We start from the raw sequence: 12,837 nt of genomic DNA, 5'->3' as shown, positions 1-12,837 counted from the left end.
AAGTCTTCATTGGAGCGACCATGCCGAGCATAATGCTAAATTTTGGGGGAGCAGGATTTATTCAGGGGGATAATTATGTCCGAACCTTACATAGAAAGCTATAATAATTACGCCAAAAATTATATAATACAGTTTTTGAAGGTTGCGGGAATCACTCCGAACTAAAATAAGAGGCGAAGTTGTATTTTTCAATGGAGAAATTATACCTAGTCATGAAATAATCAACAATTTTAAACGAAGCTAAATAATTTAGCAAGAAGTCGGGAATGGTCGTAAAAAATCATGAAAAGGGGTCGCACCTTATAAAAAACGTGTCCTGCGCATATCTAAAGGATAGTTATATCCTAATAATAAGTCGGAAGCAGTTCGCACAGACTGCAAAAGGGGTCGCACCTTATAAAAAACGTGTTCTGCGCTATGTCTAGGAATAATTATGTCCTTAAAATAAGTCAGAGACGGTCACACAGCCGTAACAAGGGGCTACACCTTATAAAAAACGTACTCCGCACATTATCGGTAAATAATTATGTCCAAGCAACAAAATTTTAACAACTATTAACAAAAAAATATACAGACTCAACTTTATAAGTTGGGTCTTTTTTTATGTCTAAACATTAACAGGAAATCTCGAAAGGGGTTTCCTTTTTTTATGCCTGTATGTCAGGTAATTGAATTTAATAACAATATAAAAAATATACATTATGAGTAATAACAACACATTACTAGTCCAAATGACAAAAGATGAGCTAATGCAGGATTTTGAGCAGATAGTTCGTAAAATCGTTAGCCAAATGCAGGTTCAGCAAATCTCAAAAGATGAAAAAGAAACTTATACACGTGATGAAGCAGCTGAGTATTTAAATGTAAGCCACTCAACACTCCATAACTGGAAGAAAAAAGGAATTTTGATACCTATTAAGATGGGAGCAAAAGTATATTACTCTAAAGATGAAGTCAAAGCAAGGCTAAAAATCAATTAATCTACTTTCTATTACTCCGCACAGACATTGCGAGCGGGTAAAAAACATCTTTTTATTATTATGCCACACAAAACTCTGCAAACGGCTTAAATTCTCTGTTTTACAGTTTAGGTGATAGGTTTCCGTGTCTGGGTTGTAAAAACCTCTTAAATACCCCTTAAATCAATTTTTAACGAGACTAACCTTAGTACAATTACATAGGGGAGCTATTGGTATGTCTTAAATTAACAAACAGTAAATATTATGATAGATTTTATTAAAACATATACAAAAACAAAAGAATCTTTAGAAAGTAAGATAAAAAGCTATGAAGATAGCGAGACAATATGTAACCTTGACTTTGGTACAGGTGAAATAGTATATCCATGTAGGAGATATTTTGAAAATATTGAAGTACGGATTACAAATGTTTCAGGATTTGTCCGAAACTCAATGCACAAATACTTTAACCTTAAAAATGGCTTTGGTGATAATAATTACACAGATTTTTATTACCCCGATATTATTACCTCGTTTGAGCAGCTTCAAGCCGACCTGGACGAAGATATTTCGGATTACAATGTTACCAATCTGGAGTTCGGATTGAATATACAGACCTCATTAAAGCCTAAATATATGTTGGATAATAATATCCTGATGTACAACTTTGATGAATTTAACCAAAAAGATACTTTTAAGGGCAAAGGAATGTATAAACAGTATAATCGCAGTGAGTATTACGTCAAAATTTATGATAAAGGTCTACAATATAAGCTAGATTATAACCTGTTGCGTGTGGAAATTAAGGTTACAGACAGTAAATTACTGAAAAAACGTTTTGGAATCCATACGGTTCGTGATATTTACGATAAAAATAAACTGGAATTGATGTTTAACTTCTTGTTAGAGTGTTTTGACGAGGTAAATATTATAGATAGTCTCGCCACTCAGGAAATCCGCGGGGAAGAAAAAACAGTTTTAGAATTAGGCAAAAGTCCCCATTATTGGCGGGAAATAAAAAGCAGTAAATCATCTAGCTACTATTATGACCTAAGAGCAAAGTATAATAACCTACTAAGAAAGTATAACCTAGATACCATAAAATTAGAGTTACGGGATTTGCTTGTAGCTAAGTTTCAAAGTTTGATTGGGGGTAGTAGGGAGTAGGTAGGTTTGGGTTTGGAAGTTTAGGGGGAGGTGAAAAAGGACAAAATCGGACTATATATTAAGAGTAATTTGTACTGTAAAAAAATAACCCTGACTGTTTGGTCAAGGTTAACAATTTTTATGTTTGAAAATATTAATTATTCAACAAGGTTTAGGATTTTCCAATCTCCATTTTTGGATTGTCCTAACAAAATTTATTACATTTTGCTATTTTATCCTTTGCACTTCCTTTATTTGAATCATCTTAAATTTTCCTTTTGAGATTACTTGATTTTTCTCATTGGAGGAGGAGGTAATTGCTTTTGAGGTAAATAATTATCAATTTCATTTTGCTTTAGTATTTCACCTTTAATTTTTCTAAAATCTATTTTAAAGTTAGAGGTTAACGCTGTTTCATCTTGTTTGTAGATTTTGTCAGTAAGTAAATTTATAACTTCGTTAAATTCAGGATTCATGAAAGGCTGAATAAAACAAAGTCTTTCATCCCTATTTTTAACTTTGAAGTTTAAATAATTTCTGCTCCCTGCATAACCGTAATTTTTATCTAACTGTTTTTTTATGACAAAATTTTGTAATTTATTGGAAGTTAGTTTATTTATCTTTTCAATTTCGTCCTTACTAAGCTGATAATTATAAAAAGCTGTATCCGTATATCTTTTTAAGCATACTTTTAGCATTCCATTTTTATCTACTGTCGAATATGAAGATATCTCAATACCATTATTATTAATATCATAAGTAACGAGTTTAAAATCATCGAGTTGTGGTTTGTCTCCTCCTAGAGTAAGGCTCAGACTAAATCCAATGCATAAGGTTAGTATTACTAGAAATAATAATTTTTTCATAAAATTTTATTTGTCATTTTGATTTAAAATTTTCTGTAAATCTAATTTCAGTTTTTCTAAATTAGTGTCTAATTTTTTCTTTTTAATTACTTCCAACAATAAATCCATTTTACCAACGAGAGTTTCACTCAGAAAAGTATATCGTTCTCGTTCTGATTTACTGAAGAAGTTATCATCATTTATTATTATTGGTATTCCAATTGATTTTTCATTTTTCCGATATGATTCTATTTCTTTCAAATTTTGTTGTTCAATTGGAAGTGGATTAACATAAAATTGGAATAAAATAATTTTAAAATCATTTCCATAATTATTATTTTCAAGAGTCTTTATAATTTTACTAATTCCTTTTTCACCGAAAATATATGAACGAAATAAGTCGCCTTGTCTTTTTCCTAAATCTTGAGTTTCTTGTTTTTCATTTGGATATGGAAGTGTAACAGATACAAAACATCCAAAAATATTATTATCATTCATAGCTAGTGATTATTTTTATTTAAAGGTCCTTTCAATATTTTATTTTGTTGAGCCTCCCACTCATAGGCAGTTCTTCTATTTGGGAATAGTTGCTTTTCCATATATTTATCTGCCATAAACTTTTTTGTATATCGAGATTCTGCTTTCGCTTGCGAAGTTATTCCATTTTTTAAGAAATTTCCATCTTCTGAAAACAATTTATAACCCCAAGTTGGCTTTGTACTATTTAAAGAATTTCCATGTACTGCAACCTGTTCTATGGTTTTAGTGGTATTAAGATAATTTCCAATTTTTAAAACAGCAATCTCCGATACAACTGCTAAAGGTGCTTCTTGCATTGCTGTTAGCATGGTTGATGCCAATTGTGATGAAGGATTAGCAAAAGCACCTTCTTGAGTATTTAGTGAGGGTGTTTCTCTTATATAAGAACCATCACTAGGAGTTCCAAAAGTTGCTACACTCATTGCTGGTGCAGAATCACCCGCATGAATCAAAGGGTCTAAATTAGGGGTTATTCCCAAACCTCCTATTAAAGAATTATTGGTATAAGACCCATTTGCATTTAAGGCTGTTGTAGACCCATTTACAGTTGTGTATGTTCCCGATTTACCTAGATAAGTTTCATTAGTTCCTGCTGTTGCCTGACTAGTGGCATTATTATTCCAATAAATACTATTTGTTTCTCTGTTGTGTACCCAATCAAAAGCTGCTCTACCATCAGGGTCAATATTGCTTATAGGATTGTTATAACTAATATTGTACGGCGACCAACTCGTGAACTCTTCACTCAATGGGTCGGGACTAATCCAACGTCCTGCTGTATCTAAATACGGTTGTGCATCGGGGTCGCTCAAATCAATCTCTCTAAATTCTGTAATAGATTTAGTTTTCCTGTTGAATCGTACAGAACCAATACTTACAACACTATCCATGTCGTGAAATTCCAAATACTTTCCTTTGCTTAATGTTGCAATTTTGGGATAAACTCCATACTTCGCAAAAGGATTTCCGACAGCAATGTTCTTTCTACGCCTTTCTGCTTCTTGCGGTGTTAATGAATCTCGGGTTTTCAAAACTTCATCCATATACGGACGGTTACGCTCTTCTTTGGTAAGTTTAACAGGATTTACCCATTTCTTTTCCGTTTTCTGCTTTGTGGTGGTCTGCTTCTTTGTCTGTGCCTGAAAAAATCCTGCTAATATGGCAAAGACGATTAATAAAATTTTTTTCATTTGGTTATTTTGTGAAGTTATCTAATAATTTTTTGTTCTCAAATTTTTCTCTTTCGGTTTTCAGTGACACCAACCAATCCAAATACATTTCTTCGGGCATTTGTCGGTAGCCAATCTCATAAATGTGTCCGTACTCCTTATTCATCAATTCAAACAATTCTTTGGCTTTTGGGTCTTGCTGTTGTACAAGTTTCATGTTTTCAGCATTATCTGTTTTCAAGTTGTGTCTATCCATCAATCTTGTAAACTGTTCTTTGTGAGTCTCGGCTCTTAATATCAGTGCTTTAGCAAAATTCGGGTAAATTTCTAATGCTCTGTTGACCGTTTTCAAAACAAATTCTCCGTCATTATTCGGGAAACTTCTGTTATAAGCCTGTGCTAAATCAAATAAGCATAATGCTAAACTTTCCTTGTTATTCAATGCTTTCATAAACACTCCATTTTTAATGGCATCCAAATGAATGTACCCCGAAGCTGTCAACCATGCATCAATTGGAAAAATCCCGCTTGTAAGTTCTGTATTAAACCAACCACCTGCTTTGATGTTATGCTTGATGTAGACGTGATTCGGTGCTAATGCTAGGTTTGCATCCGCTCCAATTTCCTCTGCCAAAATTTTGTACAAATACGGCATTGAGTTGCAATTCCCTTTTTTAGTCGCCAATAATTTTGATACAAACAGGTTGCTAATATCACTATGTCCGAATACATCTGTAAAATCATAGGTAAATGGTTTGTACTGTATCACGGTATCTTTATAAGCGACAGGTAAGGTTTGGCACATTATGGAATATACGGTAGCGTATTTGCTAACCTTGTCTTTGTCAGATTCTTTGTAGGTCAAATCTCTGCTTTTCAAAATGGAGTTTGCGAAATGCTTTAAAAAGTCGATTTCTCCGTTTAATTTATCAATGTCTAATTTACCCTGATAATATGCGTTTTCCACGCTAAAAACAGCTTCTTTGAAGCTGTATGACTGTTTGTCGTTCAGCATATTATCAATAGCTTGGTAGGAATCATTGTAAAACTGATTGTTTTGTGCTTTAACTGTTCCTGAACTCAACAATGCTATTAATAAAGCTGAAAGGAACAAAGTTCTGTTTAGTAAAAATCTTTTCATCATAATTTATTCGGGTCAATTGGGAAGTATTTAGGTTTTTCGTCTTTTTTCTTCTGTTCCTGTACTTTTTTCACGGCTTCCTGCTGTTGCTTATCCTTTTGTTTTTGAAGTTGGTACAGATATATTTTTTGTGCGAGTGCTTCGCTTTCCTGTTTATTCTTCTCTGTTTTCAGACTTGCCAACCATGATTCGTAAGCAGATGCAGGCATTTCTGTGTAACCGAGTTCATCAATCTTGTTAAACTGCTGATTAACGTCATTTAGTTGTTCAACAGCCTTTGGGAAATATCCGATTCTCTGTAAATCCTGTCTGTTTTCGGGGTTGATTCCTAAGTTTTTCATCACGTGGGCAAATCGTGCTTGGCTCACATTTGCTTTTTCCATGTTCGGAGCAAGTCCATTTGGATAAAGCTCTAATGCTTTTTCAATAACTTTTCCTACGAACTCATCATATCCGAATTTTTTGACATACCCTCTCGCTAAATCAAAATATGCCATTCCTAAAAGTTCCTTTTTGGATAGATTTTCCATATAGATTTTATTCTGTAAAGCTTCTGATTTGATGTAACCTGATTCAAGCAATGAGGTGTCGGTTGAAAACATACCGTTGGTAAGCTCAACATTTCTGTACTGTCCTTCATCATCCATAAACCGAACATAAGAATGATTGGGAGCTAATGATAAATGCGCTTCCGTTCCCATTGCTTCTGCGATAATCAAGTATAGTAACGGCATAGAGTGGCATTGTCCTGAACCTGTTTTTAACAATTTGGAAACGAACATCTTCGAGTAATCTTTTTCACCCATATAATCTTTGAAGTCATATTCAAATGCTTTATGGGTTGTTCCTCTGAGATTCATGTCTTTAGAGAAATATTCAAACAGCATCAGGTTTTTAGAAACATTGCTTTCTGTGTCCTGTTTGCGTTCTTTCATTTTCTGCAAAAGTTGTTTAGCGGTTTTCTGGATTCCAGATTTGAAGCCTTTTAAATCTCTTTTGTTGTCGTAAAAAGCATTTTCTACGGTGAAATTGGCATCTGCTAATGAATAGTTTTCGGAATTCATTGCAGAAAGTGTACTAAAAGCATCATAATAAGATTGTGTTCCTGCTTTCCCTGATAATGACGGTAGGTCATACGGCATATTTCTGCCGTTTTCTACCCACTCACGGAATTGTATTTCCCGAACTTCTGCCATATCTCGCTCTATATCCTGCATGACAGTGTTGTTCTGTGACCTTGACTGTGCATAATCATTTTGTTGTGTGGGAGTTGAACGGTTCTGATAGGTGTTGACAGTCGGGGTATAGTTCCTTGAACTTCTGCCTGAACTTCCAAAATTATTACCTGAATAATTACCTAAACCGCTTGCCTGCGGGACGGAAACAGTCGGTAAGTTAGGAATTTGTGTAAATCCTAATAGGGAAATACATAATGAAATTGCGGTAAAATAAATTTTTCGCATTGCATAGGTGTTTTATGGTTGCAATTATAATTAAAATTGTTTAAAATCTTATAGGTATTTTCCCTATATTTTGAATTAATATCTTTCTTTTTACAAATCTATATCGGTGGGGCGACAAAACTTGACGTATTTTTTTTCTTCAAATTTTTTCTCGATTAAGAGTGTTGAATTGGTTTGATAATGATTAAATTATGAGATAAATTAAGAGTATGTATTGGTACTATCTTGCAGATTCTTTGCTGCCCCTCTTTTCATAGGTGTTTGTAGAATAAAAAGTAAGCCCCAACCTATAAGGTCAAGGCTCTGTTTTTTTATTACATTTTTACCAAGTCAACCCAAGTCCCGTTACTTTTCCACTGAATCTGAGTTGCTGATACTTTCCTGAACTCAAAACTCTGTGTTGTGGTTGTGATGTTGTATTTTACGGTGAAATTATATTGCGTACCGTTGTTAGCTGTCTCGTCAACACTTCCACCATTTGGACTTGATTTTATTGTTCCTGTCATGCTCTGTTCGCTTACACCTGTTACAAGTAGTATAAAATCATCTGCTGTAAACTTGTATAGCTTATTTGAGGTTGTTCCATTAGTTACTCCCCAAGCACCCTGAATCCATGTTGGCGGATGAAAATACTGTGTTGTTGCAGGTTGTTGATTGGTTGGGGTGTTTTCATCGTCATTTTTGCCCGAGCAATTTGTAATTAATAGCGTAGCTGTTAGCGATAATGCTAGAAATAATTGTTTTTTCATAATTGAAATTTTGATGTTAATTATAGTTTTGATTGTTTTTTTTCTGTTCCTCAACCCACATTTCATGCTCCATTTGTAGCTGTCGGGCTTGTTCGTGTTCTTCGGGGGTAATGCTTTTCCATTCTCTGATAATCTGTTCCTGTTCTTGTTTGGTCAAGGTTTTTGGAGTAGATGTTTGATTATTAGATACTGTGGTGTTACGGATTTTAGAGATTCGTTCCTTTTCCTGACTTGCTTCCGCATAGCTGTCAAATCTCATCATGTATCTTTCAAGAATGTTTTTGTTAAACAGATAGGCGTTGCATTTAGCCTGTGTATCATCTAAAATCATGTACTCTTCATCCGTGCTAATGGTATAAGGTGTGTTAAAGATTCCTGTTACAATTACAGATTCTTTCCCGAAGTATTTATCTTTTACCTTGAAGACTACAAACGAATGCTTTACGGTTGTTTCGGGCGTATTTTGAAGGATTGGTGTATTGAGGTTGTTTAAGGTCGTTTTTGCGGTGTCTATGGCTGTTTTAGAGGCTGTAATTGGCTCTTGTTTAGTCTTGTCACAACTCATTCCTAGAATTGGGAGTATAAGAATCCAAACCTTTAGACGGTATCTTTTAAAAAACAGTGCGATGAGTGTGTATGCTAGCCAAAACAACAGGAGATATTTGTAATCACTAAATACAGATTTTGCATACAATATGCCTTTGTTGGAGTAGCTCTTAAACTCAGAATCATACAGTAGCTCACTGCACATCATTCCGTTTGTAGGTAAGTCTATCTTTGTTCCGAATGGCGTAGTCTGATACAATGCACCAACAGGCGTTGTGCGGGTGTCGTATGTTCCGCTAATAACAATCTTGTGTCCGTAATCTATTGTAGGATTGCTAAGATTCGGGATGTATGAAAATGTGCTAAAATGTTGGACTGCAAAGACAGTTATAAATGCTAGTGCAAAACCTATCAGCAACGATTTAGGTATATTGCTGTCAACCTGAATAGTTTTCTTTTCCATCAGACTATTGGTTTTTTAGGTTTGCAATCATTTCTAAAAACATTTCAAAGTAATCCGAATTTTTCATAAAAGTTTCTCGGGACATACCGTTGTAAATATTCTTACGATACATCTCATAATGGCTTTCTGTACCATATTTATGGTCGGCATAAGCTGCGTTTATACAAACTTGTCTCAGGCTGTTTTCGTCATATACTTGAGATATAACCAATGGCAATACCTCTCTGCCATCTTTGAGTGTGATTTTGTCTAGTCCGTAACCTTTGAGTTCACGGTACTTGTTGAGATAATCTGTTTTAGAAAGATTGTTGCAATCAAATTTTTCCTGTGAGAATACTGTTATGCTTGTGAACAGCAGGAGAGAAATAAAGACTTTTTTCATAGTGATTTATTGCATCACTCAGTCCCAAAGTGAAAGGTTATTAATGCAGAAAGCGTGGGACTAAGCCTTATTGGTCTCAGGCATCGCCAAACGCCCCACCCCAAAATAAGTTTAGCCCACGCCATAGCGTAGGCATTAACCTATTATTCATTTGAGGTGTGTATCTTAATTTTGGCGATTTTGAGACACTCAAATAATAGCTAACGCTTTATATTTTTCGTTAAAATTCTAACTACAAAAATATGAAATTTTACTAATCTTTCGTCTTCGCTTCAAAAACCTGTGAAATTTTTTTCAGTATTAAAGATTTTATCTTGGTTTTAGGTGTGGTAAGCAATCTCTATGTTTTGTCGGGGGCAAAAAATCATTGGCTTGAAACAAGTACGATTTTGTCAATACATTGTACTACTATTTACCCCAAAATGATTAATTGCTACGTTCCACAATGGTATAGTCAATGAATGTTATGAGTACTTTTATTTTTCTTAGCTGTGGAGCTATTGTCAGGCAACATTATATATACCGACCTATTTACCCCACCGTATCAAATTTTCATGTAAAAATGCACCCCCTATACCAAATCTCAAAATTTTGAATATGTATCGGGTGTGTACCTACTATAACGGTTTGGGTGTGGGTTGTAGTAGTTTTTTCGTGGTGTCCCCTATGCTTGGATTTTGTTTTTCTCAAACTTTTTTTATTTTTCCTGCGCACGGAGTGGTTAAAAAGATTTTAACAACGGTTGATATTTTGGTTAAAAAGTGTCGTAAGTGCTTGTGTTTATGGGAGTTTTGTTGTATATTTATACTGCTTTTGTGAGCGACTTACTACTAAAATATATCTCAATATATACATAAAAAATGCCTAGAAGTGCGGGAACACAACTAGGCGACATCAATAAATTTTAAACCGAACTTAAAATTATCGACTATGACAAAGTTAACAAATTGTCTTGATACGGCAAGTATCTATGTAGGAACGTACGCAAAGTACAACAACGGCTCATTATTTGGGAAATGGCTAAACCTTTCGGATTATTCCGACTATGATTCACTGCTCACTGCAATGTATGATTTACACAGTGACGAATCCGACCCTGAATTTATGTTTCAGGATTACGAATGTCCTTTTCTTGAAAAAATGGGATTGTTAAGTGAATGTCACATATCTAAAGATATTTACGAAATAATAGAACAAATCAACGATTCAGGTCATGACCTAGACGTTTACGAAGCGGTTTTGGATAATCTGGGTAAAATTGATTTTCAAAGTGCTTATGAGTATGCAAATAATTTTTACTGCGGTGAGTTTGCAAATGATATTGAGTTCGTGGAATATCTATATGAAAATGATATACCGTTTAATCTGCCTAGCTTTGTCGTTATTGATTGGGAAGCCACTGCAAGAAACATTATGTATGATTATTTTGAGTCAAACGGGCATTATTTCCGTAGCTAAAATACAATCAGATTCAAATAGATTCAATCGGGTTCACTCCAAGTGTTTTTTAGAAAAACAGTGACCAAAATCGTGACCAAGTGACCGAAAGTGACCAAAATAAAAAAGCAACTTGCTGTAAATTAGCGAGTTGCTTTTGTTTGGTTGTAGACCCACAGGGATTCGAACCCCAGATGACTGAACCAAAATCAGTAGTGTTACCGCTACACCATGGGTCTGTTTTGATGCTGCGAAATTATATAAATTATTTTAAATATGAAAATCAAAATTAAAGATTAATTAACATAATTGTTGAGATAATCGCTTTACTGATTGATATCCAAATAATTATTTTTTAATTTTTTTTTCAAAAAAAACTATTTGTTCCCCAAAATCGGAGGGTTGAAAGGATTTTTTCTTTTATTTTGAGAGACAGAACGACTGCATAAAATCCGATGAATAGTAACTTTTAGCCTTCTTTTATCGGTACTTTTGATTGCCCCTATAGTTAAATAATAAAACCTTATCTTTGCAAAAAATTGGGCTCCAAAAGTTGGAGTAACCCATTAATAACATATCCTGAGCACAGCAAAAGGATTATTAAACATTTTTTATGTCAAATATTGTCGCAATCGTTGGACGTCCCAACGTAGGAAAATCCACGCTTTTTAACCGTTTGTTAGAAAGAAGAGAAGCTATTGTAGATTCTACAGCCGGTGTTACCAGAGACCGTCACTATGGAAAATCTGACTGGAACGGAGTAGACTTTACCGTAATTGATACCGGAGGGTACGACGTAGGTACAGATGATATCTTCGAAGAAGAAATTCGTAAGCAGGTACAGTTAGCAGTGGATGAAGCAACTTCTATTATCTTCATGATGAACGTAGAAGAGGGACTTACCGATACAGATTATGAAATTTACAGACTTTTAAGAAGATCCAACAAGCCTATTTATATCGTTATCAATAAAGTAGATTCTGCAAAAGAAGAACTTCCTGCAACAGAATTCTACCAGTTAGGTATTGATAAATATTACACTCTTTCTTCTGCAACAGGTTCAGGAACTGGAGATTTGTTGGATGATATCGTTAAAGATTTCCCTACTACAGAGTATAAAGATCCTTTTGAAGGATTGCCTAAAATTACCATTGCAGGTCGTCCTAATGTAGGAAAATCTACAATGACAAATGCTTTATTGGATGTAGAAAGAAATATCGTAACAGATATTGCTGGAACAACAAGAGACAGTATTCAGACTTTGTATAACAAGTTCGGACACGAGTTTGTATTGGTAGATACTGCGGGAATGAGAAGAAAGTCTAAAGTAAATGAAGACTTGGAATTCTATTCCGTAATGAGATCGATCCGTTCTATTGAATATTCTGATGTGGTAATCATCATGGTGGATGCTACACAGGGATGGGAGTCTCAGGATATGAACATTTTCGGACTGGCACAGAAAAACAGAAAAGGAATTGTAATCCTTGTTAATAAGTGGGATTTGATCGAAGATAAGCAGACAAACACGATACGTGATTTCGAAAAATCTATTAAAGATAAAATCGGTCAGTTCCAGGATATTCCAATCTTATTCGTTTCAGCGTTAACAAAACAGAGAATCCTGAAAGCTGTAGAAGTGGCTATGGAGGTTTATGAAGACCGTAAGAAAAAGATTAAAACCTCAAAACTGAATGAGGTAATGCTTCCGATCTTTGAAAATACACCACCGCCGGCATTGAAAGGAAAATATATCAAAATTAAGTATTGTGTTCAGCTTCCTACGCCATCACCACAATTTGTATTCTTCTGTAATCTGCCACAGTATGTGAAAGAACCTTATAAGAGATTTACTGAAAACCAGTTGAGAAAAGAATTCGGATTTACCGGAGTTCCTATCGAGGTTTACTTCAGACAAAAATAATTGAATATTGACTATTCGAAAAAAAGCTGTTTCTAAAATGAAACAGCTTTTTTGTTTATGATCTTGATGAAAC

The 12,837-nt window shown here is 34.5% G+C and carries 12 protein-coding genes and 1 tRNA gene; 4 read left to right on the top strand and 9 right to left on the bottom strand.

The window, feature by feature from the left end:
- Window positions 1–701 precede the first annotated feature (701 nt).
- Window positions 702–980, top strand: a complete 279-nt coding sequence (locus ACL9RH_RS13585) for a helix-turn-helix domain-containing protein (RefSeq protein WP_422693909.1) — start codon at window positions 702–704, stop codon at window positions 978–980.
- 243 nt (window positions 981–1,223) lie between these two features.
- Window positions 1,224–2,126 (top strand): hypothetical protein, encoded by a 903-nt coding sequence (locus tag ACL9RH_RS13580; RefSeq protein ID WP_422693908.1) that lies wholly within the window; start codon window positions 1,224–1,226, stop codon window positions 2,124–2,126.
- 263 nt (window positions 2,127–2,389) lie between these two features.
- On the opposite strand, the gene ACL9RH_RS13575 is transcribed toward ACL9RH_RS13580, so the two are convergent.
- The 8 genes from ACL9RH_RS13575 to ACL9RH_RS13540 all read right to left on the bottom strand — a co-directional run bounded on the left by ACL9RH_RS13575 (window position 2,390) and on the right by ACL9RH_RS13540 (window position 9,403).
- Window positions 2,390–2,971 carry a hypothetical protein gene (locus ACL9RH_RS13575; RefSeq protein WP_422693907.1) on the bottom strand — a complete coding sequence of 194 codons (582 nt, stop codon included), beginning with the start codon at window positions 2,969–2,971 and terminating at the stop codon, window positions 2,390–2,392.
- A 6-nt stretch (window positions 2,972–2,977) separates the two neighbouring features.
- The gene (locus ACL9RH_RS13570; RefSeq protein ID WP_422693906.1) at window positions 2,978–3,448 is read right to left on the bottom strand and encodes a hypothetical protein; all 471 of its coding nucleotides are present in this window, start codon (window positions 3,446–3,448) and stop codon (window positions 2,978–2,980) included.
- Window positions 3,449–3,450: 2 nt separating this feature from the next.
- Window positions 3,451–4,680, bottom strand: coding sequence for a hypothetical protein (locus ACL9RH_RS13565; RefSeq protein WP_422693905.1), 1,230 nt, complete (start codon window positions 4,678–4,680; stop codon window positions 3,451–3,453).
- Window positions 4,681–4,684: 4 nt separating this feature from the next.
- Window positions 4,685–5,803: a hypothetical protein gene (locus tag ACL9RH_RS13560; protein WP_422693904.1), complete on the bottom strand. Its 1,119-nt coding sequence runs from the start codon at window positions 5,801–5,803 to the stop codon at window positions 4,685–4,687.
- Window positions 5,800–7,263, bottom strand: coding sequence for a hypothetical protein (locus ACL9RH_RS13555; RefSeq protein ID WP_422693903.1), 1,464 nt, complete (start codon window positions 7,261–7,263; stop codon window positions 5,800–5,802). The genes ACL9RH_RS13560 and ACL9RH_RS13555 overlap by 4 nt, the downstream gene beginning before the upstream one ends.
- A 314-nt stretch (window positions 7,264–7,577) precedes the next feature.
- Window positions 7,578–8,012 carry a hypothetical protein gene (locus ACL9RH_RS13550; RefSeq protein ID WP_422693902.1) on the bottom strand — a complete coding sequence of 145 codons (435 nt, stop codon included), beginning with the start codon at window positions 8,010–8,012 and terminating at the stop codon, window positions 7,578–7,580.
- Between the two features lie 16 nt (window positions 8,013–8,028).
- Window positions 8,029–8,976, bottom strand: a complete 948-nt coding sequence (locus tag ACL9RH_RS13545) for a hypothetical protein (RefSeq protein WP_422693901.1) — start codon at window positions 8,974–8,976, stop codon at window positions 8,029–8,031.
- A 49-nt stretch (window positions 8,977–9,025) separates the two neighbouring features.
- Window positions 9,026–9,403, bottom strand: coding sequence for a hypothetical protein (locus ACL9RH_RS13540; protein ID WP_422693900.1), 378 nt, complete (start codon window positions 9,401–9,403; stop codon window positions 9,026–9,028).
- A 930-nt stretch (window positions 9,404–10,333) separates the two neighbouring features.
- Between ACL9RH_RS13540 and ACL9RH_RS13535 the strand changes: the two genes are divergently transcribed.
- Complete coding sequence (locus ACL9RH_RS13535) at window positions 10,334–10,861, top strand: antirestriction protein ArdA (RefSeq protein WP_422693899.1); 528 nt, start codon at window positions 10,334–10,336, stop codon at window positions 10,859–10,861.
- A gap of 147 nt (window positions 10,862–11,008) precedes the next feature.
- On the opposite strand, the gene ACL9RH_RS13530 is transcribed toward ACL9RH_RS13535, so the two are convergent.
- Window positions 11,009–11,079, bottom strand: a tRNA-Gln gene (locus ACL9RH_RS13530).
- Window positions 11,080–11,453: 374 nt separating this feature from the next.
- Here ACL9RH_RS13530 and der point away from each other — a divergent pair.
- The gene (gene der, locus ACL9RH_RS13525; protein WP_422693898.1) at window positions 11,454–12,764 is read left to right on the top strand and encodes a ribosome biogenesis GTPase Der; all 1,311 of its coding nucleotides are present in this window, start codon (window positions 11,454–11,456) and stop codon (window positions 12,762–12,764) included.
- The last annotated feature ends 73 nt before the right edge of the window (window positions 12,765–12,837 follow it).

Origin of the sequence: Chryseobacterium sp. Mn2064 (genome assembly GCF_049319685.1) — a bacterium.
Classification (GTDB): domain Bacteria; phylum Bacteroidota; class Bacteroidia; order Flavobacteriales; family Weeksellaceae; genus Chryseobacterium.
Note: the sequence above shows the minus strand (reverse complement) of the source record. Positions and strands in the feature narration are given on the sequence as shown.